24 protein-coding genes and 1 other RNA gene are annotated in these 26560 nt (G+C 58.3%); 12 read left to right on the top strand and 13 right to left on the bottom strand.

Annotated features, from left to right (window positions below):
• Nucleotides 1-95 precede the first annotated feature (95 nt).
• Entirely contained in the window at nucleotides 96-542 is a 447-nt protein-coding gene (locus ACKJSM_RS21890) for a hypothetical protein (protein ID WP_410238829.1), read from the top strand.
• A gap of 71 nt (nucleotides 543-613) precedes the next feature.
• On the top strand, nucleotides 614-1057 hold the full coding sequence (locus ACKJSM_RS21895; RefSeq protein WP_410238830.1) for a hypothetical protein: 444 nt from the start codon (nucleotides 614-616) through the stop codon (nucleotides 1055-1057).
• 485 nt (nucleotides 1058-1542) lie between these two features.
• On the opposite strand, the gene ACKJSM_RS21900 is transcribed toward ACKJSM_RS21895, so the two are convergent.
• From ACKJSM_RS21900 to ACKJSM_RS21945, 10 genes are all read right to left on the bottom strand, one after another.
• The gene (locus ACKJSM_RS21900; RefSeq protein WP_410238832.1) at nucleotides 1543-1788 is read right to left on the bottom strand and encodes a hypothetical protein; all 246 of its coding nucleotides are present in this window, start codon (nucleotides 1786-1788) and stop codon (nucleotides 1543-1545) included.
• A gap of 322 nt (nucleotides 1789-2110) precedes the next feature.
• Nucleotides 2111-3253, bottom strand: coding sequence for an STY4528 family pathogenicity island replication protein (locus ACKJSM_RS21905; protein ID WP_410238833.1), 1143 nt, complete (start codon nucleotides 3251-3253; stop codon nucleotides 2111-2113).
• Nucleotides 3254-3471: 218 nt separating this feature from the next.
• Nucleotides 3472-4728 (bottom strand): integrase domain-containing protein, encoded by a 1257-nt coding sequence (locus ACKJSM_RS21910; protein WP_410238834.1) that lies wholly within the window; start codon nucleotides 4726-4728, stop codon nucleotides 3472-3474.
• A gap of 185 nt (nucleotides 4729-4913) precedes the next feature.
• Nucleotides 4914-5303: a transfer-messenger RNA gene (gene ssrA, locus ACKJSM_RS21915) on the bottom strand.
• A 95-nt stretch (nucleotides 5304-5398) separates the two neighbouring features.
• The gene (locus ACKJSM_RS21920) at nucleotides 5399-5677 is read right to left on the bottom strand and encodes a hypothetical protein (RefSeq protein ID WP_236181443.1); all 279 of its coding nucleotides are present in this window, start codon (nucleotides 5675-5677) and stop codon (nucleotides 5399-5401) included.
• 130 nt (nucleotides 5678-5807) lie between these two features.
• Nucleotides 5808-8630: an FAD-binding and (Fe-S)-binding domain-containing protein gene (locus ACKJSM_RS21925; protein ID WP_410238836.1), complete on the bottom strand. Its 2823-nt coding sequence runs from the start codon at nucleotides 8628-8630 to the stop codon at nucleotides 5808-5810.
• Complete coding sequence (locus tag ACKJSM_RS21930) at nucleotides 8627-9298, bottom strand: lactate utilization protein C (RefSeq protein WP_011332385.1); 672 nt, start codon at nucleotides 9296-9298, stop codon at nucleotides 8627-8629. Before ACKJSM_RS21930 ends, ACKJSM_RS21925 begins: the two co-directional genes overlap by 4 nt.
• Nucleotides 9298-10752: a LutB/LldF family L-lactate oxidation iron-sulfur protein gene (locus ACKJSM_RS21935; protein WP_410238837.1), complete on the bottom strand. Its 1455-nt coding sequence runs from the start codon at nucleotides 10750-10752 to the stop codon at nucleotides 9298-9300. Before ACKJSM_RS21935 ends, ACKJSM_RS21930 begins: the two co-directional genes overlap by 1 nt.
• Nucleotides 10749-11573 (bottom strand): (Fe-S)-binding protein, encoded by an 825-nt coding sequence (locus ACKJSM_RS21940; protein ID WP_410238838.1) that lies wholly within the window; start codon nucleotides 11571-11573, stop codon nucleotides 10749-10751. The genes ACKJSM_RS21935 and ACKJSM_RS21940 overlap by 4 nt, the downstream gene beginning before the upstream one ends.
• Nucleotides 11574-11723: 150 nt before the next feature.
• A complete protein-coding gene (locus ACKJSM_RS21945; RefSeq protein WP_236181447.1) occupies nucleotides 11724-13418 on the bottom strand; it encodes a lactate permease LctP family transporter in 1695 nt (564 codons plus the stop codon).
• A gap of 262 nt (nucleotides 13419-13680) precedes the next feature.
• Between ACKJSM_RS21945 and ACKJSM_RS21950 the strand changes: the two genes are divergently transcribed.
• Nucleotides 13681-14448 carry an FCD domain-containing protein gene (locus tag ACKJSM_RS21950; RefSeq protein WP_323151040.1) on the top strand — a complete coding sequence of 256 codons (768 nt, stop codon included), beginning with the start codon at nucleotides 13681-13683 and terminating at the stop codon, nucleotides 14446-14448.
• 50 nt (nucleotides 14449-14498) lie between these two features.
• Here ACKJSM_RS21950 and smpB read toward each other — a convergent pair whose 3' ends face one another.
• Nucleotides 14499-14981 (bottom strand): SsrA-binding protein SmpB, encoded by a 483-nt coding sequence (gene smpB / locus ACKJSM_RS21955; RefSeq protein WP_007953781.1) that lies wholly within the window; start codon nucleotides 14979-14981, stop codon nucleotides 14499-14501.
• Nucleotides 14982-15100: 119 nt separating this feature from the next.
• Here smpB and ACKJSM_RS21960 point away from each other — a divergent pair, with 119 nt between their 5' ends.
• Genes ACKJSM_RS21960 through ACKJSM_RS21970 form a run of 3 tightly spaced genes read left to right on the top strand, consistent with a single transcriptional unit; the run spans nucleotide 15101 to nucleotide 17253 of the window.
• Nucleotides 15101-16504 carry a sodium-dependent transporter gene (locus ACKJSM_RS21960; RefSeq protein WP_085654572.1) on the top strand — a complete coding sequence of 468 codons (1404 nt, stop codon included), beginning with the start codon at nucleotides 15101-15103 and terminating at the stop codon, nucleotides 16502-16504.
• Between the two features lie 7 nt (nucleotides 16505-16511).
• On the top strand, nucleotides 16512-16946 hold the full coding sequence (locus tag ACKJSM_RS21965) for a type II toxin-antitoxin system RatA family toxin (RefSeq protein ID WP_003221509.1): 435 nt from the start codon (nucleotides 16512-16514) through the stop codon (nucleotides 16944-16946).
• Nucleotides 16939-17253: an RnfH family protein gene (locus ACKJSM_RS21970; RefSeq protein ID WP_410238839.1), complete on the top strand. Its 315-nt coding sequence runs from the start codon at nucleotides 16939-16941 to the stop codon at nucleotides 17251-17253. Before ACKJSM_RS21965 ends, ACKJSM_RS21970 begins: the two co-directional genes overlap by 8 nt.
• 61 nt (nucleotides 17254-17314) lie before the next feature.
• On the opposite strand, the gene ACKJSM_RS21975 is transcribed toward ACKJSM_RS21970, so the two are convergent.
• Nucleotides 17315-17842 carry an outer membrane protein assembly factor BamE gene (locus ACKJSM_RS21975; RefSeq protein ID WP_236181451.1) on the bottom strand — a complete coding sequence of 176 codons (528 nt, stop codon included), beginning with the start codon at nucleotides 17840-17842 and terminating at the stop codon, nucleotides 17315-17317.
• A 97-nt stretch (nucleotides 17843-17939) separates the two neighbouring features.
• Here ACKJSM_RS21975 and fur point away from each other — a divergent pair, with 97 nt between their 5' ends.
• On the top strand, nucleotides 17940-18344 hold the full coding sequence (gene fur, locus ACKJSM_RS21980) for a ferric iron uptake transcriptional regulator (RefSeq protein WP_003221515.1): 405 nt from the start codon (nucleotides 17940-17942) through the stop codon (nucleotides 18342-18344).
• Between the two features lie 74 nt (nucleotides 18345-18418).
• Here fur and recN read toward each other — a convergent pair whose 3' ends face one another.
• A complete protein-coding gene (gene recN, locus ACKJSM_RS21985) occupies nucleotides 18419-20092 on the bottom strand; it encodes a DNA repair protein RecN (protein ID WP_236181452.1) in 1674 nt (557 codons plus the stop codon).
• A gap of 240 nt (nucleotides 20093-20332) precedes the next feature.
• Between recN and grpE the strand changes: the two genes are divergently transcribed.
• From grpE to carA, 5 genes are all read left to right on the top strand, one after another.
• Complete coding sequence (gene grpE, locus ACKJSM_RS21990; protein WP_192563470.1) at nucleotides 20333-20902, top strand: nucleotide exchange factor GrpE; 570 nt, start codon at nucleotides 20333-20335, stop codon at nucleotides 20900-20902.
• Between the two features lie 102 nt (nucleotides 20903-21004).
• A complete protein-coding gene (gene dnaK / locus ACKJSM_RS21995; RefSeq protein WP_236181453.1) occupies nucleotides 21005-22921 on the top strand; it encodes a molecular chaperone DnaK in 1917 nt (638 codons plus the stop codon).
• Between the two features lie 297 nt (nucleotides 22922-23218).
• Nucleotides 23219-24343, top strand: coding sequence for a molecular chaperone DnaJ (dnaJ, locus tag ACKJSM_RS22000; RefSeq protein ID WP_236181454.1), 1125 nt, complete (start codon nucleotides 23219-23221; stop codon nucleotides 24341-24343).
• Between the two features lie 9 nt (nucleotides 24344-24352).
• Nucleotides 24353-25159, top strand: a complete 807-nt coding sequence (gene dapB / locus ACKJSM_RS22005) for a 4-hydroxy-tetrahydrodipicolinate reductase (protein ID WP_236181455.1) — start codon at nucleotides 24353-24355, stop codon at nucleotides 25157-25159.
• Nucleotides 25160-25415: 256 nt separating this feature from the next.
• The gene (carA, locus tag ACKJSM_RS22010) at nucleotides 25416-26552 is read left to right on the top strand and encodes a glutamine-hydrolyzing carbamoyl-phosphate synthase small subunit (RefSeq protein WP_236181456.1); all 1137 of its coding nucleotides are present in this window, start codon (nucleotides 25416-25418) and stop codon (nucleotides 26550-26552) included.
• Nucleotides 26553-26560: the final 8 nt, after the last annotated feature.

The following is a 26560-nucleotide window of genomic DNA, read 5'->3' on the forward strand; positions in this document are numbered from 1 at the left end:
TGGCTGCTCCGTGGGGATGTCATACAAATTATGCAAGCTAACGCCACTCACAGGTGCGGCCAAAATTTTTCTTAGACAGCAAGGATTGAGCGCTTATGAAAGGTGATCGAAACCGCCAGCCCATAAAGCAGGACTACACGTATGCCTTAGGGCAAGCTGCATTTTGTTTCTCGATCTGTGAATGGAACGTAGTTTGGAGCTGTGAAAAAATCAAGCCTGGGGCACTAGGGAAGATCGTTAACGAGGAGCTCACTGCGGGACGAATTGCGAAGCGCTTCATCGATCTAGTACGCAATATGCCTAGGTCGGCGGCGCGTGATGAACTCACCACTGTCGCCCAGGAATTTGTAGGTTTGGTGCAAGTTCGAAATGACATTCTTCATGGCAAACCTTGCACCGGGCCGAATGGAGAAGCTCGTTTGAGCTCTAAGAAAGTTCTTGAAATAGAAGATCTCGAAAACGCGGCCGACGCGTTCAGCGATTGCAGCATCAGGGTGAACGGCCTTCTGCACGGATTTCTCAAGACATATGTTCCAGCATAGCTGCTGCAAAGTGCTTCCAAAATAGCCTTTGTCCGAACGTTTCGCCCACTATTCTCTTTGTCAGATAATATATGAAATTATTTAAGACGCTCTTCGGTTCAAAAAAAAATAAGCTTACCCAGCTAGAAATTTCCTCTTTACCCAAGGATTTGCTGGGGAAGCTTATTATGGCGGGGTGTACTACACCAAAACAGTGCTATGCGAATTGTTTGTCCGCAGTTACCAATCACCTGTTAGCAGAGAAGTATGTGCTTTGCTATGTGGAGATAGAGAGTGGGGAAAAGCTGGGGCATGCCGTAATTAAAATAGATGATAATTATTACGATCCAACACTGGAGCCCCAAAATGTGAGGCCGGTAAAATATTGGCTCCATACTGAATTCTCCAAGAGTGAGGTTCGTGATTTTGTACGGGCCCAGCACGAACACGTAATCAAAACTAATGGCGGTATAGAGATCTACCCTCCATCTTTAAAGGGGGACGGCAAGATTGTTTGCGAAGAAATAAAATCCTAAAAAGGTGAAAGCTGTTTGATGGAGAAACTGAAGGCAGTACACCTGTTCGCCGTCTAGAAGCATTGGGTTGTGAAGAGAGCGTTCTGGTCATGTGTCATCGACAGGCTACTTCTGTCCGATTTCTGCCCGTCGTCACCCGTAGAAGCCAACCATGCCCAGCATCGGTTATAGGGCGCTGATAAAGATGAGCTATGTCGTGAACACCACGATTAGGGGAAGCAGCGCAAGTCCCTCTCATGGACATAGCCCAATCCCTTCGAGTGGCCATCAGTCAGCAAGCCCATTAAGTAATTGCAGATGTCATGAACGACTATTTTTGATGTGCCCGATTTAACCGGGTATCCCTCTACCTTTGGTTGAAGTCAAAGGCGAGTGCTGTCGCTCACTCGCTTGCGCAGCGCCACACGCTTTCAGCTTTCTGATTCACAAGAAAAACCACCTGCCAGAGGGCAGGTGGTTCTTGCTACTACCGACAAGGTAGATCGTTAATGAATCATCACCATCAAGACGAAGACCACTGCCACCACTGGGAACATCATCGTGCCAATGTTGAGAGTGACGTCAGATACGACGCGGGATAGCTCTGTCCGAAAGTGTTCTACGTCTGGATCGGGTTTAACGATAGGAGATGACTGCAACGCAGTCTCCATGGCTTGGATTACAGCGTCGATTTTTGGCTCAGGCACGTCGATCGCTTTCAGTGCTTGATACAGTGCCAGTCGAATGTTCATTAAGGCCTCCGAATAAACAAGAAAGGCCTTGCCCGGACGGGAAAGGCCCGTCGTGGGTGGGGGTGAGTAACATGCTTCCATCGACAATGATGTCGACTGTCCGCGCTGCCGGAAGCGATGCGGTCATTGGGAGGATCCTGCGGGAAACCGCAGCGCCGTCTCGCAGATCCTGGCGGCTTTTGGGTGCTGATCACTTCAGCGAGACGAGATGTGACGTTGCTCCCTCCGGTGTTCGCTGTAAATCCGAAACCGGTTATTCGGGATTTCCTAATGTTCCGCCGTGTTCTGATAACCAGTTGCGCAGGGATTACTGACGCGGTCTTTAGGCAGGTAGCGGCTGGCGGGCCAAGCTTTTCATGATCTGTGCAGCCAAGTCGTCTGCAATCCTTGGCCCCATCATTATCTTGCGCATCTCGGCAAAGTGCGGCCGGCCCTGCTGAGTTGTCTTCGATTTTTTGGCGGGCTTTTGTCTGATCTCAACGGCAACCGAGACCGCCTGGGGATGCGTAATGGGATCGACAGCTTTCTGTTCTTTTTTACGACCTGCCCACGGTCGAAATTCGCCGGCTAATGCTCGATTTATCAACCCGAAAAAATAGGCGACGACGTTACGCACCGTCCCGCGCTGACTGCGCGCCTGGAGTTCGTCGAGCACTTGCTGGCGATGCTGGGGTGGCAGTCGAGTCAGGGCTGCCAGCACGTCTTGTTGCTGATCCGCTTTGGCGTTTGCCAGGCATTGCGGCAGCGTCACTGGCCCTAGTGTCAAATGGCGTTCCTCACGTGCGCGTGTGCGGTACGTACGTATTTTTTTATATTTGTTTTTATACGTACTGTCGCCGGTGCTGAGGTGTTTCTGGTCGGTCTGCTGCGTGACGGAGGTTCTTGTTGCCGGATGACTCGGTACAGGCTTTCTGGTGGAGGGGGGGCGTTTCCGTGAGGGTGGCGGCTCATCGTCCTCGTCGCGTTGTGATGGCGTGTGTGAGGGATTGTCTTTGGACGTTTGCTCCCGCGTAGCTTCGATGTGCCTCGCGATGCAATCGAGGTGGGTGTGCTTATGGCCGATGCAGTTCTCGAGTAGCGCTGGCAGGGTGGTGTCTAAATCGCAGGCTTCGCGGAAGCTCAGGGCACTCTCGTTGATCTGGTAGAGCTCGTTCAGAACGTTGCCCGTCATGAGGTCGCTATTCTGGCCGACCAAGCTTATCCAGCCTGTTAAGCGCAGAACGGTTAGCGCTCGCGAGGCGGTTTCGTAGGAGGCTCGTTTTGCCAGCGGGGCGCACGCGAGGTATGAGCGTAATTGACCCATTCCTGCCAGGGTGTACAGACCTCCGGCAGATCGTAGCGAGTGCATCACGTGCCAGCAATTGCGATCCAGAGGTGTCAGGCGGTTATCGACCATGAGCGATAGGACCGTAGAGCGCGGAGCGTCTTGAGTCTGCAAGGTATGGGAGGAGTGTTGGTTGGTCATGAGGTGTCTCCGAGGTCTGGGCCACGTCGGCCTGTTACTCGACATCTCATATGGGACTGTTCCGTTTATCAGCCAACAATGCGATCTCTGCTACGGACGCATTGTTTGGCCTTTGGAACGATGGGGCCCTGGGGAGTGATCTGGAACGCTGTGTTAATGATCCCGGGTGATTCGGCACGAATGCCTCAGGGATGAATACGAGAGGAGCGTTATTGCGTCTATCTCATCGAGACTACGTTAAATCCCCTGGCACTCTGAGCGGCTGAGACCGACAAGCTCCCGGTGGCCGCTTGCTGGATATGCTCACTCCACCAAGCCATCATCGGGCGTCTTCGCTCTATGTAGTCCGCCCGGTTGTAGGCGCTACGGACTTCGTCTTTGTCCACGTGCGCGAGCGCGACTTCGATCAGCTCCGCATCCCACCCGTGTTCATTCAGGATGGTGCTGGCCATGGAGCGCATGCCATGACTCACCAATCGACCTTCAAATCCCATTCGCTTCAACGCCATGTTTGCCGTTTGGCTATTGCAATGAGTTCGCGGATTTCGGTCGGCGGGGAATACGTGCTCTCGATGGCCGCTGTAGGGCTTGATCGTTTGTAGCAGGGCGAGCGCGTGTTCTGTCAGTGGTATGACGTGAGCACGTCTTTTTTTCATCCGCTCTGCTGGAATCGTCCAGATTTTCTTGTCGAGGTCGATATCTGCCCAGCATGTGGTCGCCGCTTCAGCAGGGCGGGTCATGGTGTGGAGTTGCCATTCGATCAGGCAACGCGTCGTTCTCTTGATGCTCGCGTTAGCGATGGCGACCATTAGCTCTGGCAGTTCTTCAGGTCGAAGGGCGGGCATGTGCTGCTTTTTCGGTTTTTTGAAAACGGCGCGGATGCCGCTCAAGGGATTGGCGAAGATCATTCCCGAGTTCACGCCGTAGGTCATGATCTCGTTGAGGCGTTGGGACAGTCGCTTCACTGTTTCCAGGCTTCCTTTGGCCTCAAGAGGCCGAAGGAGTTTGATGATCATTGGGGCGGAGATATCAGAGAGGGCAGTTGCTTTTAAGCTTGGGAATACGTGCAGTGTGAGGGATCGCCAGATGTCTTCAGCGTAATCCGGCGTGACTGAATCTTTCTTTAGCTCAAACCAGGCCGATGCCACTTTCTCGAAAGTGTGTTCGGTTTCAGCCAGCTTGATCTGTTTCACCTCATCGCGGTGAGCTTTGGGATCTATGCCCTGAGCAAGCAGCTCCCTCGCTTCAATTGCCTTCTTCCTGGCATTCGCGAGAGAAAGATCCGGATAAGGGCCAAGAGCCATGTTGATTCGATTTTTCGTCAGGGGATGCCTGTAATTGAAATTCCACTGCATCGAGCGATTTACCCTCACTCGCAGTTGCAGGCCGTCCCCGTCGGTGAGGACATAATCCTTGTCTGTTGATTTGATGGCTTTGAGTTGGCGGTCAGAGAGGCGGGTGGTGTAGGCGCACATAGGCAGGGCTCCGTGCTGTTTTTGGTATTCCCAAAATTATCAGCGGGAGATTGGGAATACCATTGGGTATACCCAGGCGACCGGAACTCAAAAGTATCTGCGGATTTCAGTGGCGTCCAAACCCTTGATTTTGCTGGATTTCAGGCACAAAAAAAGACGTCCGTGGACGTCTTTGATTGATCATTTGGTGGAGCCGGGGGGATTTGAACCCCCGTCCGCCAGTACTCCGCTGTCGGTACTACATGCGTAGCCGTGTCTATTAAGTTAACCCTCAGCGACCCGACGGGCAGGGTGCTTTGGGCGAGTTGTGTAAGTTTTAGCCGCTTCGTCCACAACGTACTGCACGGCGATTCTGTTCTATATGACAATCATTTTGGGTTTACAGACATCCCCTGATGATTGCTGGACCCGAAGGTACCAGGAGTGCATGTCAGCTGCAATTAAGCAGCGAGAGCAGCACCGTATTGGTCGTCATTGGCAACTATAAGTAGTTGCAACAGTGGATTTACGACTTCTGTTACCAAGTCGGCATGCACCTAGAGTTTCGCAACCGGCGTCGAATCCTAAACGGCCCCGAGCCTGGCGCTCTGTGTGGCTTATGAGCAACAAGCCTGCGCAGTGTACGCCAAACGGCTCACAAGGCCAACCCGAAGGTTGGCCTGAGCGTCGATCAGTTGTTGGTTCCGCTGGTTTTGCGGATTTCCAGAATGGTTTGCTGGGTTTCAGCCACGCATTCGTCGATCTTGCCCTGGGCCTTGAGTGCCTGGGCTTTTTGCACACTGGCTTCTACCCGTTGATTCAGGTCGGGTGAGGCCATTGCCTGCGCCTTGGCGTTGTTGAGGGTTTGCAGATTGGCATCACACAGGTCAGCGGGCTTGTCGGCAGCGAACGAAGCCGACGCCATCATCGAGGCAGTAACGAACAGACCTAACAGTACAGAACGTTTCATGTGAATCTCCTTGAACTGAGGGATCCAGACTTCGCTGGCCGTCAGGACGGGCAACCGAATGGAGGAAAAGCCCCGATTATTCGGGGCTTGTTCTGTGGACTGCGGTCGCTCGCAAGGGTTCTATTTTTCTTCAGACGGCGGTTGCGGGGGCTTTGGCTCGGGTCACCCGGTCCACCAGATACACCAGACCGTGGTAGTCGATGCCGCCGTGCTGTGTCAGACCGATCTCACAGGTGCGGCTGGTGGAAATCCCTTCGCTGCACTGTTGCACCGCATCCTTGAGTGTTCGCAGTGAGTGGCTGTTGAGCTCCGGTGTGGTGAAACCCTTGTCGCCAGCGAAACCGCAGCAGTGAATGCCTTCCGGGATCACCACGTTCTTGCTGCATTGGCGCGCCAGTTCGATCAGCGCCTGACTTTCCCCAAGGTGTTGAGTGCTGCAGGTCACGTGAACGGCAATCGGTGCTTCCTGCGGCGTGAACTCGAGCCGGTCCATCAGGTGCGTACGGATGAATCGCACAGGGTCATACAGATCCAGACGAACATTTCCCACATCCTGCACCAGTCGCAACGTGCAGGGGCTGGTGTCGCAATAGATTGGGTCGAGCCCGCCGCGACTGGCCTGGAGCAATGCGCCGATCAGCTCCTGACGCTTGTGCTCGGCCTGTTCGGCGTAGCCCTTGGACGCAAAGGGCTGGCCGCAGCAGAGGTTGTCCAGGTTGTCCGGGAATACCACCTGATAACCGGCCTTTTCCAGCAGACCACGGGTTTTGTCGTACAGCGACATCTGCTCCTTGTCGCCCGCCGCCGGTCCCATCACCCGCGAGACGCAGGCCGCCAAGTACACAACGCGCGGGCGTTCGTCCGACACGGCCGGGCTGAAGCGAATGGCTTTTTCCGGCTGCGGCATCGCGTGGGTCCACAGCGGCACCTGACCTTTGGACAGCCGCGTCAGGGTCGCTGAAAGCTTCGCAAGCCGCGGTGCCCCTAACAACATCCGTGCACCGTTGGCCACATGCAGGGTGAAACGCGCACCTTGCAGGGTGGTGGCGAAATTTCCTTCGATCAAGTTGGCGGTTTTCGTATGCGTGGCGTGACGGCCGCGAAGCTTTTTCACCAGCTCGCCGGTGTTGATGCCTACAGGGCAGCGTTGCGCACACAAACCGGTCGCGGCGCAGGTATCGATGCCCTGGTACTCGTAGGCTTTTTCCAGTTCGGTGGTGTCGATACCGGCGCGCTTTCGCGCCTGAATATCGCGCCAGATCACGATGCGCTGGCGCGGGCTCAGGGTCAGGCCTTTCGAAGGGCAGACCGGTTCGCAGAAACCGCACTCGATGCATTTATCCACAATCTCGTCGGCCGCCGGCAGCGGTTTCAGGTGCTTGAGGTGGATCTGCGGATCTTCGCTGAGCACCACGTCCGGATTGAGAATGCCGTTGGGGTCGAGCAGGCGTTTGAGCTGCCACATCAACTGATAGGCGTCGCTGCCCCATTCCAGTTCGACGAAGGGCGCCATGTTGCGTCCGGTGCCGTGTTCCGCCTTCAGCGAACCGCCGAACTCCACGGCCACCAGTTGCGCCACGTCGTCCATGAACGCCTGATAGCGTGCGACTTCTTCCGCGCTGTTGAAGCCTTGGGTAAAGACGAAGTGCAGATTGCCTTCCAGCGCGTGTCCGAAAAGGATCGCTTCGTCGTAGGAGTGTTTGTCGAACAACTCGATCAAGCGGTTTACGCCGATGGCCAGTTGCTCGACCGGGAAGGTCACGTCTTCGATGATCACCGTGGTGCCGGTTTTGCGCACCGCGCCAACGGCAGGGAAGGTGTCCTTGCGGATCGCCCAGAGGCGGGCGTTTTCGACCGGGTCTTCGGTGAAGTCGACCTGTTTTTCAACCGGGAAGGCGCTGAGCGACGCCATGATTTGCGTCAGTTGCTCCTGCAGCAAAGTGGAAGACGCGGCGCGGGATTCGATCAACAGCGCGCAGGCATTGTTCGACAGCTGCTGTACGAAAGCCGGCATGCCGGGTTTGTCCTGCACCGAGCGCAGGCTGCGGCGGTCGAGCAGTTCCACGGCGGACACCGGTTGGCTTTTCAGCACGGTGACGGCGTTGCAGCAGGTCTCGACGTCCGGGAAAACGATCAGCGCCGAGGCCTTGTTCGGGTGGTCGATCACCGTGTCGTAGGTCACCGCGCTGATGAAGCCGAGGGTGCCTTCGGAGCCGACCAGCAAGTGGCTCAAGATATCCACAGGCTCATCGAAATCCACCAGGGCGTTGAGCGACAGGCCGGTGGTATTTTTCAGACGGTATTTGTGGCGGATTCGCGCGGCCAGTTCGGCATTGGCGCGGGTCTCGCGGCCCAAGCTCGCCAGACGTTCCAGCAAGTCACCGTGGCTGACTCGAAACGCCTCGACGCTGGCGGCATCTTCGGTGTCGAGACGTGTGCCGTCGGCCAGCACCAGACGAATCCCGGCCAGTGTGTGATAGGTGTTTTGTGCCGTGCCGCAGCACATCCCGCTGGCGTTGTTGGCGACGATGCCACCGATTTTGCAGGCATTGATCGACGCCGGATCCGGACCGATCTTGCGCCCGAATGGTGCGAGCCATGCGTTGGCCTGGGCACCGATCACGCCCGGTTGCAGGCGGATTTGTGTGCCTTGGCCTCGGATTTCGCGAGCGTTCCAGTTATCTCCAAGCACGATCAGCACCGAATCGCTGATCGCCTGTCCGGACAGGCTGGTGCCGGCGGCGCGGAAGGTCACCGGGACCTGATCGCGCTGGGCCAGTTTCAGCAGCGCTACCACTTCATCTTCGGATTCGACGCGGATCACCAGTTGCGGAATCAACCGGTAGAAGCTGGCATCGGTGCCGAAAGCCAGGGTCGACAGCGGATCGTCGAAACGCCGTTCGGCAGGAATCAATTGCTGCGCATCGCGCAGGAAAGTCGCCGGTAAGGTCATTGGTCCTCCAGGATCAACACCACCAGGTCTTTCGGGCCGTGGGCGCCGTAAGCCAGGACTTGTTCGATGTCGGCGGTCTTCGAGGGGCCGGAGACCAGCAGCGCGTTAGTCGGCATGCCTTGTGCCCACTCGAATTCCTGCTGCACCTGATAGAAGTTGTCGCGGATCTGGCTGGCCTTGAGCAGGGCGAAATGCACCGGCGGCACGAGGCTCATCAGCCGTGGTTCTTCGCGGGTCGGCCACAGAATCAGGCTGCCGGTGGCGGCAATGGCGCCGAGGGTGCCGGTGAGGCTGGCCGGGGTGTCGTTGAACAACTCGGCTTTCCACTCTTCCATCGGCCGGTCGTAGGATTTCAGCGCCGGCAAATCAGGATTGTTCGCCCAGTGTTGTGTGATGCGCTGCCCGTGGGGCGTAGTCGGTGCGATCAGCAGGCTCGGCAACTGGCGGTCGCGCAGCAATTGCGCCAGCAGCGCCGGCCATCCATCAGCGGACGTCAGGTGGATTTCGGTGTGCACCGCTTCCATCAGTTTGCGCAGTTGCGGGATCCGTTGTTCGGCGCTGTAGGTGTAAGGCTGGGTCACCAGATCGACGTCGAAGTTGTCGGCAATCGGCGTGGTGCCGGTCAGGCTTTTCCGTAACTTGCCGAGGATGTTTTGCTTGGCGCTCATCAACGGTCTCCTTGTTTGGCCAGGTGTTCGCGAGCCATGTCATGCAATGAGCGGGCGGCGGGTTTCGGTGCGCTGTGATTCTGCGTCCACGGGCCGACATTGTTCGGCGCCAGGGCGCGCAGGCGTGTGGCGAAAAACGCAAACAGTCGATACAAGGTCGGCGAGCTGTTGAGCTTCGCCCAGGCGTTCCAGATGAAGCGTTCCTTGCGCGAATATTTGCTGCCCTGACCGCGCATCACTTGATGCGGTGCGTCCGGAGCTTTGACGTTCTCTTCGCGCAGGCGGCGCAGCAGTGCGGGGATCGGAATTTTTACCGGGCACACTTCACCGCAGGCGCCGCACAGCGAAGACGCGCTTGGGTGATCCGGGACTTTCGCCAGGCCGACCATGTGCGGGGTGATGATTTTGCCGATCGGGCCGGGGTAGACCTCGCCGTAGGTATGGCCGCCGACGCGGGTGTAAACCGGGCAATGGTTCATGCAGGCGCCGCAGCGGATGCAGTTCAGGGTCTGGCGCAACTCACTGTCGGCGAAGGCCTGGCTGCGACCGTTGTCGAGCAGCACCAGATGCACTTCCTGCGGGCCGTCGAGTTCATGTTCCTTGCGCGGGCCTGAGATCATGTTGACGTAGGTGGTGATCGGAATGCCCAGCGCCGAGCGGGTCAGCAATGACAGCAGCGGCACCACGTCGCGCAGGTTTTCCACGACTTTTTCGATGCCGGTGACGGCGATGTGCACCGGTGGCACGGAGGTGGTCATGCGGCCGTTGCCTTCGTTTTCCACCAGCAGCAGGGTGCCGGTTTCGGCCACGGCGAAGTTGACGCCGGAGACGCCGATGTCCGCTTCGAAGAATTTCTGCCGCAGGACCCGGCGACCGATCTGAATGAGTTGGTCAACGTCCTTGGTGTATTCCACGCCAAGTTTGTCGTGGAACAAGGACGCGACCTGACCGGCATTCTTGTGGATTGCCGGCATGATTATGTGAGAAGGCTTCTCGTGGTCGAGCTGGACGATGTACTCCCCCATGTCGGACTCCAGACATTCAATGTCCCGAGCCTCGAGGAAATGGTTCATCTCCATCTCTTCGCTGACCATCGATTTGCCCTTGATCACTTGCCGCGCCTCGTGAGCGCGGATGATCGAAAGGACGATGCCATTGGCCTCGTCCACCGTTTCCGCCCAGTGCACTGTCACACCGTTGCGGGTCAGGTTCTGTTCCAGTTGCTCGAGCAGGTCGGGCAACTTGGAGAGCGCACGCGCCCTGATCGAGTTGCCCAGGGCGCGCAAGTGTTCTCTTTCGTGGGCATCGCTGAACGCCGCTGCCCGCTTGGTCATCAATGAATCCATCGCGGTGCGGAAGTTGTTCCGCAACTGCGAATCGCCCAGGGCGTTGTGCGCCCGGGTGCGGAAATCTTCTTCTACGGCAACCGTAGGAATAATCGTGGAAGTGCTCATCGGGCACCTCCGGTTCGTTGCCAGAGAAAGCTCGCCAGGTGTTGCCCGCGCAGTGCTTCCTGCTGTTTTTCCAGCGAGCCGTTGATGTTCATCAGACAGCCGCAGTCTGCACTGAGTACCTGATGCGCGCCGGATTCCTTCAACGCCCGGGTCTTGTCAGCCACCATCGCGCCGGAAATGTCTGGCATACGGACGCTGAATGTCCCACCGAAGCCACAGCATTCGCTTTCGTGATCGTGGTTGACCCGTTCCACGTTGCTCAACTGCGCCAACAACTCGCGGCCGTGCAGGTGGGTGTTCATTTCCCGTCGCGCCGAACACGAGGTGTGCAGCGCCACTTTGACCGGCTCGCCGCTGTCCTTGAGCTGCACCTTGCAGACGAACAGCAGAAACTCGGCCAGCTCATAGGTACGGGCCGCGAGGGCCTGAACCTGTTTCAACGTTTCCGGCTCGTCCTTGAACAAGTCGGTGTAATGCTCGCGGATCATCCCGGCGCAGGAACCCGACGGCACCACCACCGGATAGTCCCCGGCAAACAGCGCCAGTTGCGAGCGCGCCACCGTCCGTGCCTGCTCGGTGTAACCCGAGGTGTAGGCCGGTTGTCCGCAGCAGCTCTGCCCTTGCGGGTAGTCGACCCGGATGCCCTCGCGCTCCAGCAAGTGGATCGCGTCCATCCCGGCTTCCGGGTAGAACAGGTCGACCACGCAGGTGCCGAACAGGTAGACCCGCGACGGTTTTTCGCTGGGGTATTGCCGGGGTTCGGGCAGGGGCGGTGCGACGCGAGTGGCGTTGGGCACAGCGTTGTAAAAAAGCTCGCTCATCAGGCGTGTCTCCGGGTGGGCCCGGTTATCCGTCTGTTGAGGCTGCCGAATATAGAGCGCGTTGCTTTCAGCAGCCTTACAGACCGGGTTGTGAATTGCTGACGCCGGAATCACGAACCGGCGTCGGTTATTTCCATGTTGCCTGTCGGTTTAATGCACCAGCATGCCGGTGAACCAATAGGCCTGGGCCAAAGTGATCAGGCCGACGATCGTGGCAAAGAATAGGCTGTGCTTGAGGGTGAAGCGGAACAGGTCGGATTCCTTGCCCACCAGCCCGGTCGCGGCGCAGGCCACGGCGATCGATTGTGGCGAGATCATCTTGCCGGTCACACCGCCGCTGGTATTGGCGGCCACCAGCAGGGTGTCGTTGACTCCGATCTGGTGTGCGGTGGTTGCTTGCAGCGAACTGAACAGGGCGTTGGACGACGTATCGGAACCGGTCAGGAACACGCCCAGCCATCCCAGGAATGGCGAGAAAAACGGGAACGCTGCGCCAGTACCGGCCAGCACCAGGGCCATGGTCGAAGACATGCCGGAATAGTTGGTGACGAAGGCAAACGCCAGCACCATGCCGATCGACAGAATTGGCCAGCGCAGTTCGTAGAAGGTCTCTTTAAAAGTGGTCAGACCAGTTTTGATATTGATCTTGAGCACCAGCATGGAGATCAGCGCGGAGAAGAAAATCGCCGTGCCGGTCGCGGAGATCGGGTCGAGTTTGAACACGGCCGGGATTGCGGTGGGGGCGGCAACGATCGGCGCGGTCTTGATGACCAGTTGATCAAGGTGCGGAATCGCGAAGTTGAACACCCAGGCGTACATCGAACCGCCGGCGGCGAACATGGCCTTGAAAGGCTTGAGGGTCCAGATGGTCACCAGCACGGTGAGGATCAGGAACGGCGACCACGCCTTGAAAATTTCCCCGAGGCTGTAAGGCGAAGCGACGGTGGTGCGCTTCTGGCCGAAACCGCCGACGCTGGCGGAGACCACCGAAGCGGAAACGGCGCCGGCAATGTGCTGGCCGGCGGCACGTTTTGGCTGCCAGACCTTCAGGAACAGCGTCAGCGAAATCAGGCTGGCCAGGGCCGACGTGATGTCCGGCAGTTCCGGGCCGATGAAGTTCGAAGTGAAGTATTGAGTCACGGCGAAGCTCAAGCCGGCGACCAGCGCCGCCGGCCAGGTTTCACGCACACCGCGCAGGCCGTCCATCATGAACACCAGCCAGAATGGTACGAACAGCGACAGCAGCGGCAGTTGGCGGCCGGTCATGGCGCCGATCTTGAACGCGTCGATGCCGGTGACTTGGCCGGCCACGATGATCGGAATCCCCAGTGCGCCGAACGCCACCGGTGCGGTGTTGGCAATCAGGCACAGGCCGGCGGCGTACAGCGGGTTGAAGCCCAGTCCGACCAGCAATGCTGCCGTGATCGCCACCGGCGCGCCGAACCCGGCGGCACCTTCCAGAAATGCACCGAAGCAGAAACCGATCAGCAGCACCTGCAGACGCTGGTCGTCAGTGATCGACAGCACCGAGCTGCGGATGACCTCGAATTGACCGCTCTTGACCGTCAGTTTGTACAGGAACACCGCCGCCACAATGATCCAGGCAATCGGCCACAGACCATAGGCGAAGCCATACCCGGCGGCGGCGAACGCCATGTCGACCGGCATCTGGAACGCGAAGATCGCCACGGCGATGGCCAGGGCAAGCGTGATGCTGCCGGCCACATGACCTTTGAGGCGGAACACCGCCAGGGCGAGAAAGAAGAAAACGATGGGAATGACGGCCGCGAGTGCGGACACGCCGAGACTGCCGAGCGGGCTGTAGAGCTGTTGCCAGGTTTGCATATGGGGTGGCCCCTAATTGTTGTTGGTCAGGCACTGTCAGCGTTCTTGGTTAATTGGTAAGACCAATTTACAAGTGCTGTTGGCTAGGGTAAAAGCCTTGATATCGGTGTGTCAATTTGCCGCCCTAAAACTTTTGTCGAACAACCGGACGGCCAGGCGGCTTGCACCGGTTGAATGGGCGTCATCTGGCAGGTGTCGGCGCAGCCTCGATAGGCCAGAATAGAGAGCCCGGCGAGCGGTCGGGATGGTGGAGAATTGAGTGATGGGGTTTGATCAGATACGTCAGCGCCGTTTGTCTGACGACATTGTCGAGCGACTGGAAGGGATGATTCTCGAGGGCACGCTGAAGTCCGGCGAACGTCTGCCGGCCGAGCGGACACTGGCGGAACAGTTCGGTGTTTCCCGGCCATCGTTGCGCGAGGCAATTCAGAAGCTCGCGGCCAAGGGTTTGTTGGTCAGCAAGCAGGGCGGCGGCAATTATGTCGTGGAAAGCCTCGGTTCGACGTTCAGCGATCCGCTGCTGCAGTTGCTGGAAAGCAATCCCGAGGCCCAGCGCGATCTGCTGGAGTTTCGCCACACGCTGGAGGCATCGTGTGCCTATTACGCGGCATTGCGCGCCACGGATGTGGATCGCGAGCGGCTGACGGCGGCGTTTGACGAGTTACAGGACTGCTATTCGCGTCACGACGAAGTGAGCCGGGCGGAAGAGGGGGCGGCGGATGCCAAGTTCCACCTGGCGATTGCCGAAGCCAGTCACAACGCGGTGTTGCTGCACACCATTCGCGGGCTGTTCGATCTGCTCAAGCGCAACGTGGTGACCAACATCGGTGGCATGTACAAACAGCGCACGGAAACCCGCGACATGCTGATCACGCAGCATCGGGAATTGTATCTGGCGATTATCGAGGGGCGCGCGGAACAGGCGCGTGAGGTGTCCAGCCGACACATTCTGTATGTGCAGGAAGTGCTGGAAGAGGTGCGTCAGGAAGTGCAGCGCATGGCTCGCGCCGAGCGACGCAAAGGAATGTAGAAATGACCGTTCCCGTGCAGAACGCGGGAACGGTCATTCAGGCAGAAGAATCAGTCTTCCTTGCCCTTGTTGCGCACCGCACGCTGCAACTCGCGACCGGCGTCGCGTTCGCGTTCGGTATCACGCTTGTCGTATTCCTTCTTGCCCTTGCCCAGTGCGATCTCGCACTTGACCATGTGCTTGCTCCAGTACCAGGACAGGCACACACAGGCGTAACCCTTCTGCTGCACGGCGGCGGCGAGCTTGTCCAGCTCGCGGCGGTTGAGCAGCAACTTGCGGGTACGCACCGGGTCGGCAATGACGTGGGTGCTGGCGGTCATCAGAGGCGTGATGTGGCTGCCGAGCAACCAGGCCTCGCCATCCTTGAGCAGCACGTAACTGTCGACCAGTTGCAGCTTGCTTGCCCGCAGACTTTTTACTTCCCAGCCGGCCAGGACCAGACCAGCCTCGAACTTGTGCTCGATGAAGTAATCGTGTCGCGCCTTTTTGTTTTGCGCGATGGTCCCTGTTGGGTGTTTCTTCTGTTTAGCCATAGGGGCGGCATTATATGGAGATAAACGGCTGTCGGCTACGGTGATGCTGCGTGCTTGAGCAGGTTGAGTGAATCCCGGACAATGCGGCCTCTTTTTCTAACGCTTGGGCGTGATAAACGATGTCGACAGACAAGGTTTCTGTCCACGGCAGTTGGGCTAGCCGCTGGGTTTTCATATTCGCCGCGACCGGTTCGGCCGTGGGATTGGGCAGCATCTGGAAATTCCCCTACATGGTCGGGGTCTACGGTGGCGGCGCCTTCGTGCTGATGTTTCTGGCGTGTATCGCGCTGATCGGCATCCCGGTAATGCTCGCTGAAACCCTGATCGGCCGGCGTGCCCGTCAGAGTCCGGCGAATGCCCTGAAGGTGCTGGCGCGGGAAGCCGGACACTCGGGAAAATGGTCGTGGGGCGCGTTCGCCGGGATGATCACGGCGTTGCTGATTCTGTCTTTTTACAGTGTGGTCGGCGGCTGGTCGCTGGATTACATCATTGATATGGGGCGCGGAGATTTTCAGGGCGCTACGGCCGATCAGGTCGGGGCCTATTTTGGAAATGTCATCTCCGACCCATGGCGCCTGACACTTTGGCACACGGTTTTCATGCTGCTGTCGGCGGTGGTGATCGCCAAAGGCGTGGTTGCCGGGCTTGAGCGCAGCCTGCGGATCATGATGCCGCTGCTGTTCGTGATGGTGCTGGTTTTGCTGGGTTACAGCATGACCACCGGGCATTTCATGGAGGGCGTGCATTTCATGTTCGACTTCCACCCCGAGAAAGTCCTCGACGGCTTGCTGCCGGCCATGGGGCACGCATTCTTCTCCCTGAGCGTGGGCGTGGGCTCGATCATGATCTACGGCGCCTACATGACCAAGGAAGCTTCGCTGTCCGGCACGGTCGTCGGTGTGGCGCTGCTCGATACTTTTGTTTCGCTGGTGGCCGGTCTGGCCTTGTTTCCGATTGTGTTCGCCGGTGGCTTGAACCCGAGTGAAGGCCCGGGGCTGATGTTCGTCAGCCTGCCGTTTGCTTTCGGTAATGTGCTTTTCGGCCAGTTGATGGGCGTGGTGTTCTTCGTTCTGGTGGCCATTGCGGCCTGGAGCTCGGCGATTTCCCTGCTGGAGCCAATGGTCGCCTATCTGGTCGAGCGGACTAAAATCAGTCGTACTTGGGTGACATTCTGGCTGGCGTTCACCTGCTGGTTCGTTGGCCTGGGCACGGTGTTTTCCTTCAATATCTGGAAGGAGGCCAAATTTTTCGTGAACGATGGCGGGGTGTTCCATCTCTACCAATGGGGTGCGGCCGGTGGTCTGGACTTCTTTGGTGTGATTGACTTCTTCACCTCGCGAATCATGTTGCCGCTCGGCGGGCTGTGCTTCGTGCTGTTTGCCGGTTGGGTGATGGGGCGTGAGGCGGTGCGAGACGAATTGTCGATTCGCAGCCCGGCGCTGTTTGCCCTGTCTCTGTTCTTGATGCGCTATGTGGCGCCCATCGGCATTCTTGTAGTGTTTGCCGCCCAGCTCTGGAAGTGACGCTTACATGACGACACATATTCAACGATCGGCGCTGCTGCCTTATCCGGCGCAATTTCTCTACGACCTGGTCAATGACGTGGCGCGTTACCCGGAGTTTCTGCCGTGGTGCTCGTCTGCTGAAGTCCTGGAAAGCTCGCCTGAGCACATGCGCGCCAGTGTCGGCGTGGCCAAGGGTGGTCTCAGTCAGCACTTCGTGACGCGCAATACGCTGGTGCCGGGGCAGTCGATCGAGATGAACCTGGAGGAGGGGCCGTTCAATCAACTGCACGGCGTCTGGGTGTTCAAGGCACTGAACGAGAAAGCCTGCAAGATCAGTCTGGATCTGTCCTTCGACTACGCCGGGCCGCTGGTCCGCGCGACGCTCGGTCCTTTGTTCAATCAGGCAGCCAATACATTGGTGGACGCGTTCTGCCAGCGTGCCAAGCAGATGCATGGTTGAGCCGGTGATCGAAATCGAAGTGGTGTATGCCGCCGTTGATCGTCAGGTTTTGCGTGTAATCAGTGTTGCCGAGGGTACGACGGTGCGTGCGGCGCTGATGGCGTCCGGTATTGATGCGGAATTTCCGGAGCTGGATCTGAAGAGTTGTCCTTTGGGGATCTTCGGCAAAGTGATCGCTGATCCTGATGCCCGGCGGGTTCAGGACGGCGATCGCATCGAGATCTATCGACCGTTGTTGGCTGATCCGAAAGAGGTGCGCCGTCTGCGTGCCGCCAAGGCTGCCGAAGCCAAGGCGCGAAATCAGTAGGCTGGTCAAACAGCAGGCAATAAAAAACCCGGAATTTCCGGGTTTTTTATTGCGTCGCACATTATTGCGGCGAGGTGTCCAGCGGTTCTGGCGTTGGAACCGGAACGGTTTCCACACCATCGACGTCCTTCTGGATCTGATCCAGCAAGGAGCCAGGCTTGGCCGGTTTTTCCGGTTTCGGCTGCTCGACGTTTTCAGCAGGCGTGGTCACGCTGGTGTCACTGTCCTTGCCGAGGATGGCTTCGTCACGGCTGACGCCTGGCATGAAGTCACCGGACAGACTGACAAGGCGGTCATTCGAGTCGAAAATGACACTCATGCGTTCCTGTTGGCGTTCACCGCCACCCGGTTGCAGGCTGTACAGATAATCCCAGCGGTTGGCATGGAACGTGTCGGCAAGCAGAGGGTTGCCCATGATAAACCGTACTTGCGGCCGGGTCATTCCGGGGCGTAACTGGTCTATCATGTCCTGCGTGACGACATTGCCCTGCTGGATGTCGATTTTGTAAACCCCGGGGAATGAACAACCGGCGAGTGCGAGCAGTCCCACAAAGGTGAAACTGGTTAGCAAGAGCTTGGTGTTTTGCATCGGTGGGCGACTTCCACTATCTTGGCTGGGACAACGTAAACGCCGATCATACCCGCATTAAGAGAAGCTGCGAAGCAGCATCGCGAGAAAGCTGACCATGGTTGAAAATAGCGAACTACGCAAAGCCGGCCTCAAAGTGACCCTGCCACGGGTCAAGATCCTGCAAATGCTCGACTCTACAGAGCAGCGTCACATGAGTGCCGAGGACGTCTACAAGGCGTTGATGGAAGCTGGCGAGGATGTCGGTCTGGCCACGGTCTACCGTGTTCTGACCCAGTTCGAAGCGGCTGGCCTCGTGGTCCGTCACAACTTCGACGGCGGCCACGCGGTATTCGAATTGGCCGACGGTGGCCACCACGACCACATGGTCAACGTGGAAACCGGTGAGGTGGTTGAATTTGTCAGCCCGGAAATCGAAAAGCTCCAGAAGGCAATCGCCGAGGAGCACGGTGTCGATTTGGTGGATCACAATCTGGTGCTGTACGTACGCAAGAAAAAGTAAGATGTTGCGCGAATTTCAGGTTCGCGAAACGAGCGAAGGCGACCCAAGGGTCGCCTTCGTGCTTTCTGCTGTGCTTAAACCTTTGCGGTAACGACCATCTTTTTTGCGTGCGCCAAGGACTCTTTGGTCAGATCGATGCCGCCAAGCATCCGCGCGACTTCTTCTATACGGTCATTCTTGCTCAGTTTCGAAACGGCCGTGTGAGTCGCCTGTTCACCGCGCACCTTATGCACGAACAGATGTTGATGCCCCTGAGCCGCGACTTGCGGCAAGTGTGTAACCGTCAGTACCTGTCCGCGATCCCCGAGGCGACGCAACAATTGGCCGACGATTTCGGCCGTAGGACCGCCAATGCCCACGTCCACTTCGTCGAACACCAGCGTCGGTACGCGAGAGGTCTGGGCGGTAATCACCTGGATTGCCAGGCTGATCCGTGACAGCTCACCGCCGGACGCCACTTTGGCCAGCGCCTTCAAGGGTTGACCCGGGTTGGCGCTGACCAGCAGCTCGACTTGTTCCAGGCCATTGGGTTGCAGTTCGTTGCTGTTGTTGGGGCGCAATTCGATGGTGAAGCGACCACCGGGCATGCCCAGGCGCTGGATCTCCTGCTCCACCGCGCTTGCCAGGCTGCCGGCTGCCTGGTGACGCAGCTCGCTCAGTTCCCGAGCCTTTTCCTGATAGTGGCGGGCATAGGACGCGAGTTCTTCGGCGAGGCGTTCGATGGATTCATCGTTGGCGTCCAGCGCTTCGATTTCGTCGAGCAGCTTCTGCTGCATCTCTGCCAATTCCGTCGGCTGTATGCGGTGTTTGCGTGCCAGTGTGTAGATGGAATCCAGACGTTCTTCCAGATATTGCAGGCGCGCCGGATCGGCATCGAAGTTGTCGAGAAAGCGATTGAGTTCACCGACGGCTTCTTCGACCTGGATCTGCGCACTGGTCAGCAGGCTGCTCGCCTCACCCAGCGCGCCGACCGAGTTGTTCACGCTCGACAGCCGATTGAGGCTGGCCGTCAGGGCATTCAGCACGTTGCCGGAATCGCTTTCACTGCACTGTTCGACCACTTGTCGGCAAATCCCGAGCAGCGTTTCGGCGTTGGTCAGGTTCTTGTGTTCCTGCTCCAGCTCTTCCAGTTCGTTTTCGCCGAGGCCGAGGTTTTCCAGTTCTTCGAGCTGGTAGCTGAGCAGTTGATGGCGCGCTCGCTGTTCGTCGCCGGAGTTGGAAAGGCGTTCCAGCTCCTGGCGGGTCTGGCGCCAGCGCTGGGCAGCTAGGTGAACCTGGCGCGCCAGATCGGTGGCCCCAGCGTACTCGTCGAGCAGGCGTCGATGGGTGTCAGTCTTGAGCAGGGATTGGTGTTCGTGCTGACTGTGGATATCGATCAGCAGCTCGCCGAGCGCCTTGAGGTCGCCGAGCGGGCAGGGCGTGCCATTTATATAGCCGCGTGAACGACCTTCGGAAGTGATGACCCGGCGCAGGATGCACGGGCCGTCGATTTCCAGGTCGCGTTCTGCCAGCCAGGCGCTGGCCTCGGGGATGTCGGCCAGATCGAAGGTCGCCAGGATGTCGGCCTTGTCGGCGCCCGGTCGCACCACGCCGCTGTCGGCGCGATCACCGAGCGTCAGGCCCAGGGCATCGAGCATGATCGATTTGCCGGCGCCGGTTTCCCCGGTAATCACGCTCATGCCGCGATCGAGTTCGAGATCGAGATGTTCAACGATGGCGTAGTTGTGTACGGACAGGTGCACCAGCATAAAGGCCGCTCCCAGGCTTCAGGTCTGGTTATTTATACAGTGTTTTGTTTCGGGCTGACAATGCCCTTGCCTGGTTCGATGAGGATGATCCGATCAAATGCTTGTCGCGCCAGGGAATGACAATGCAGCACTTTTTTGTAGGGTTAATCGTTGTCAGCCCTTGAAGCCTGATTTTGCGGCCCCATATACCGGGGCAGAAGCGCGAACCGAACTCGCGGACGATATTGAAAGGAGAATTCTATGGCTGACGAACAGACAGTAGATACGCAAAATCCAGAAGCCAATCAGGCGCCCGAGGCTTCGGGTGATGACCTGGCGACCCGTGTACAAGTGCTCGAAGAGCAATTGGCCGCCGCGCAGGATCAATCGCTGCGCGTAGCTGCCGATCTGCAGAACGTCCGCCGCCGTGCCGAGCAGGATGTCGAAAAGGCGCACAAGTTTGCGCTGGAAAAATTCGCCGGCGACCTGCTGCCGATCGTCGACAGCCTGGAGCGCGGCCTTGAGCTGTCGAGCCCGGATGACGAGAGCATCCGTCCGATGCGTGAAGGCATCGAGCTCACCCTGAAAATGTTTCACGACACCCTCGCGCGTTATCAGCTTGTCGCTGTAAGCCCGCAGGAAGGTGAACCTTTCAACGCCGTAGAGCATCAGGCGATGGCCATGCAGGAAAGTGCTGACCTGGAGCCGAACAGCATTCTGAAGGTGTTCCAGAAGGGCTATCAGCTCAACGGTCGCCTGTTGCGCCCGGCGATGGTCGTGGTCAGCAAGGCGCCGGCGCCAGTTTCGCCTTCGATTGACGAGAAGGCTTGAAATTAGCCGCAAGGCCCCCATTTAGAAGTCAAGCGTTTAAGTATTACCGCAGTTAGCCACCACTGCTGCGGCAAAAAAATCCAAAGTTTCGGGAGAGTGAACATGGGCAAAATTATCGGTATCGACCTGGGGACTACCAACTCCTGCGTCTCCGTGCTGGAAAACGGCGTAGCCAAAGTCATTGAGAACGCTGAAGGCGCGCGTACCACGCCGTCGATCATTGCTTACGCCAATGATGGTGAAATCCTGGTCGGTCAGTCCGCCAAGCGTCAGGCTGTGACCAACCCGCACAACACCCTTTTCGCAGTGAAGCGTCTGATTGGTCGCCGCTTCGAAGAAGACGTTGTACAGAAAGACATCAAGCTGGTGCCTTACAAAATCGTCAAGGCCAACAATGGTGACGCTTGGGTCGAGGCCTCCGGCAAGCAGATGGCTCCGCCGCAAATCAGCGCCGAAGTCCTGAAGAAGATGAAGAAGACCGCCGAAGACTACCTCGGCGAAGCGGTGACCGAAGCGGTGATCACCGTTCCGGCCTACTTCAACGACAGTCAGCGTCAGGCAACTAAAGATGCTGGCCGCATCGCCGGTCTGGACGTAAAACGTATCATCAACGAACCAACCGCAGCCGCTCTGGCTTATGGCATGGACAAGGCCAAGGGCGATCACACCGTGATCGTTTACGACCTGGGTGGTGGTACCTTCGACGTTTCCGTGATCGAAATCGCTGAAGTTGACGGCGAGCACCAGTTCGAAGTACTGGCCACCAACGGTGACACCTTCCTGGGCGGCGAAGACTTTGACATGCGCCTGATCGACTACCTCGTCGACGAGTTCAAGAAAGAGTCCGGCATGGACCTGAAGAACGACCCTCTGGCCCTGCAGCGTCTGAAAGAAGCCGCTGAGAAAGCCAAGATCGAGCTGTCTTCTTCTCAGTCGACCGACGTCAACCTGCCGTACATCACAGCAGATGCGACGGGTCCTAAGCACCTGAACGTGAAGATCTCTCGTGCCAAGCTCGAGTCGCTGGTCGAAGATCTGGTGAACCGTACCATCGAGCCGTGCCGTATTGCTCTGAAGGACGCCGGTATCGACGCCAGCAAAATTGATGACGTGATTCTGGTTGGTGGTCAGACTCGTATGCCGCTGGTGCAGAAGGCAGTTACCGATTTCTTCGGTAAAGAAGCACGTAAAGACGTGAACCCGGACGAAGCTGTTGCCATGGGTGCTGCCATCCAGGGTGCCGTTCTGGCCGGTGACGTGAAAGACGTTCTGCTGCTCGACGTCAGCCCGCTGACCCTGGGTATCGAAACCATGGGTGGCGTGATGACCGCGCTGATCGAGAAAAACACCACGATTCCTACCAAGAAATCGCAAGTGTTCTCGACGGCCGACGACAACCAGGGCGCGGTGACCATTCACGTCCTGCAAGGTGAGCGCAAGCAAGCCGCACAGAACAAGTCCCTGGGCAAGTTCGACCTGGCTGACATTCCACCTGCTCCACGTGGCGTGCCGCAGATCGAAGTGACCTTCGACATCGACGCCAACGGCATCCTGCACGTCGGTGCGAAGGACAAGGCGACTGGCAAAGAGCAGAAGATCACCATCAAGGCCAACTCCGGTCTGTCGGATGAAGAAATCCAGAAGATGGTGCGCGACGCCGAGCTGAACGCCGAGGAAGACCGCAAGTTCGAAGAGCTGGCCGCTGCCCGTAACCAGGGTGATGCACTGGTTCACTCGACTCGCAAGATGATCGCTGACGCTGGCGACAAAGTGACTGCAGAAGAGAAGACTGCAATCGAAGCGGCTGTGGTTGCCCTGGAAGCGGCCGTCAAAGGCGATGACAAGGCTGCCATTGATGCCAAGGTTGAAGAGCTGTCGAAAGTCTCTGCGCCGGTTGCCCAGAAGATGTACGCCGAACAGGCTCAGCCTGCTGAAGGCGCGGCACCGCACGACGAGAAGGCTGAAAAGGCTGACGATGTTGTCGATGCCGAGTTCGAAGAAGTCAAAGACCACAAGTAAGTTGTTGGTCGCCCGGTTGACTGCCTTGCGGCGGTGACTGGTAGGATGTCGCCGCGCGGGAGCTTGCTCCCGCGTTGGCGTATCTGGAATACGCGAATTTTTACAGCATGCGACAAGGCTCGAATGCTGGCGGTATGGTCGGAAATGCTCCTGCTTTTCGCGCCGCAAATACCGCATGAACCAAAGACCAGGATCGTTGAATTGACGTGAGTTGGGTCCGGGCCTGTATTGGGGCTCAACGAGTTTGGCGAAGCTCAGGAGGGGTTTGCCGAACGTCCTCAAGAGTATGAAGAACTTATGGCTAAGCGTGACTATTACGAAGTGTTGGGTGTTGAGCGCGGCTCAAGCGAAGCAGACCTGAAAAAGGCCTATCGCCGTCTGGCGATGAAGCACCACCCGGACCGTAATCCCGGTGACAAGGCGTCGGAGGATCTGTTCAAAGAGGCCAACGAAGCCTACGAAGTGCTGTCCGACTCCAGCAAGCGTGCGGCGTACGATCAGTACGGTCATGCCGGCGTCGACCCGAGCATGGGCGGCGGCGGTGCAGGCTTCGGCGGTCAGAACTTCTCCGACATCTTCGGTGATGTCTTCAGTGACTTCTTCGGTGGCGGTCGCGGCGGTTCCCGTGGCGGCGCCCAGCGCGGCAGCGATTTGCGTTACACCCTGGAGCTGAACCTGGAAGAGGCGGTGCGCGGTACCACCGTGAATATCCGCGTTCCGACACTGGTCAACTGCAAACCATGCGATGGTTCGGGTGCCAAGAAAGGCTCGTCGCCATCGACTTGCCCGACTTGCGGCGGCATCGGTCAGGTGCGCATGCAGCAAGGTTTCTTCTCGGTGCAGCAGACCTGCCCGCGCTGCCATGGCCAGGGCAAGATCATTTCCGATCCGTGCGACTCCTGCCACGGTGACGGTCGCGTTGAAGAATACAAAACCCTCTCCGTCAAAGTGCCGGCCGGTGTCGACACCGGTGACCGCATTCGTCTGTCCGGCGAAGGCGAGGCGGGCACTCAGGGTGGCCCGACTGGCGACCTGTACGTGGTGATCAACGTCCGCGAGCACGACATCTTCCAGCGTGACGGCAAGCATCTGTTCTGCGAAGTGCCGATCAGTTTCGTCGACGCAGCCATGGGCGGCGAGCTGGAAGTTCCGACCCTCGACGGTCGCGTGAAGCTGAAGATTCCGGAAGGAACTCAGACCGGCAAGCAGTTCCGCATACGCGGCAAGGGCGTTGCGCCGGTGCGTGGCGGTGGTGCGGGCGACCTGATGTGCCGTGTGACCGTCGAAACGCCGGTCAATCTGAACCGTCGTCAGCGTGAGCTGTTGGAAGAATTCCGCAGCTCCCTGGCGGACGACAACAGTCACTCCCCGAAAGCCACCGGTTGGTTTGACGGTGTGAAGCGCTTCTTCGGCGATCTGTAAGGAGTCGGCATGCGACGTATAGCTGTGATGGGCGCTGCCGGGCGCATGGGCAAGATTCTGGTCGAGGCGGTGCAGCAGCGCGCGCCGCTGACCGGTTTGACGGCCGCGATTGTCCGCCCTGGCAGTACGCTGATCGGTGTGGATGCCGGTGAGCTGGCTTCGCTCGGTCGAATCGGCGTGCCGCTGTCCGGAAACCTGGAGTCGGTGGCGGAGGAATTTGATGTATTGATCGACTTCACTCTGCCGGAAGTCATGCTGAAAAACCTGGCCTTCTGCCGCAAGGCCGGCAAGGCGATGGTCATCGGCACGACCGGGCTGGATGCTGCGCAGAAGCAGTTGCTGGCCGAGGCGGGCAAGGATATTCCAATCGTGTTCGCCGCCAACTTCAGTGTCGGCGTCAACCTGTCGCTGAAGTTGCTCGACATGGCTGCTCGGGTGTTGGCGGATGATGCGGACATCGAAATCATTGAGGCTCATCATCGGCACAAGATCGATGCGCCGTCGGGTACGGCCCTGCGCATGGGTGAGGTGATCGCCCATGCGCTGGATCGTGATCTGCAGAAGGTCGCGGTCTATGGCCGTGAAGGTCACACCGGCGCCCGTGAGCGTGAAACCATCGGTTTTGCCACTGTTCGCGGTGGTGATGTGGTGGGTGATCACACGGTGCTGTTTGCCTGCGAGGGCGAGCGCCTGGAGATTACCCACAAGGCTTCGAGTCGCATGACGTTCGCCAAGGGCGCGGTGCGTGCAGCCTTGTGGCTGGATGCTCGTGAGCCTGGTTTGTATGACATGCAGGACGTGCTCGACCTGCATTGAGATGTTCTGAAGCCGGCACAAACGCCCTGTTTTTGCCGGTTTCAATCCGCTGAGCGACGCCCTGTCGCATTCTCCGGCCTTTCGGGCTCATTGGCGGTAGACCAAAAAACCCTTTTTCTGTAAGCTACAGCTTTAGTGTGTCCACTAAAAGCGCGCAGAATAATTCAGTGAACAAGCGGGGTGACGTGTCCATACGTCACTCCGCTTTTTTACAACCTGCGATTGCCCTTTCATGCGTTATTTACGGGAGGTCTTCTTGACTAAGCCAGCCATACTCGCCCTTGCTGATGGCAGCATTTTTCGCGGCGAAGCCATTGGAGCCGACGGTCAGACCGTTGGTGAGGTGGTGTTCAACACCGCAATGACCGGCTATCAGGAAATCCTTACCGATCCTTCCTACGCCCAACAGATCGTTACTCTGACTTACCCGCACATCGGCAACACCGGCACCACGCCGGAAGACGCCGAGTCCGATCGCGTCTGGTCAGCTGGCCTGGTCATCCGTGACCTGCCGCTGGTAGCGAGCAACTGGCGTAACACGATGTCCCTGTCCGATTACCTGAAAGCCAACAATGTTGTGGCGATCGCCGGTATCGACACTCGTCGTCTGACCCGCATCCTGCGTGAAAAAGGCGCACAGAACGGCTGCATCATGGCCGGCGACAACCTCTCCGAAGAAGCGGCCATCGCCGCGGCGCAAGGCTTCCCGGGCCTGAAGGGCATGGACTTGGCGAAAGTCGTCAGCACCAAGACCCAATACGAATGGCGCTCCACTGTCTGGGATCTGAAAACCGACAGCCACGCGACCATCGAAGCCTCCGAGCTGCCATACCACGTGGTTGCCTACGACTACGGCGTCAAGGTCAACATCCTGCGCATGCTGGTCGAGCGCGGCTGCCGCGTGACCGTGGTGCCGGCGCAAACCCCGGCTGCCGACGTACTGGCCCTGAAGCCGGACGGCGTGTTCCTGTCCAACGGCCCTGGTGATCCGGAGCCTTGCGACTACGCGATCAAGGCGATCAAGGAAGTGCTGGAAACCGAGATTCCGGTCTTCGGCATCTGCCTGGGTCACCAGCTGCTGGCTCTGGCCTCCGGCGCCAAGACCCTGAAAATGGGCCACGGCCACCACGGTGCCAACCACCCGGTTCAGGATCTGGACACTGGCGTCGTGATGATCACCAGCCAGAACCACGGTTTCGCGGTTGACGAAGAAACCCTGCCAGCCAACGTCCGCGCGATTCACAAATCGCTGTTCGACGGCACCCTGCAAGGTATCGAGCGCACCGACAAGAGCGCGTTCAGCTTCCAGGGTCACCCTGAAGCGAGCCCGGGCCCGAACGATGTGGCCCCCCTGTTTGACCGCTTCATCAACGAGATGGCCAAGCGACGCTAAGCGCTCGC

This window comes from Pseudomonas sp. PHC1 (assembly GCF_046487845.1).
GTDB lineage: Bacteria > Pseudomonadota > Gammaproteobacteria > Pseudomonadales > Pseudomonadaceae > Aquipseudomonas > Aquipseudomonas sputi.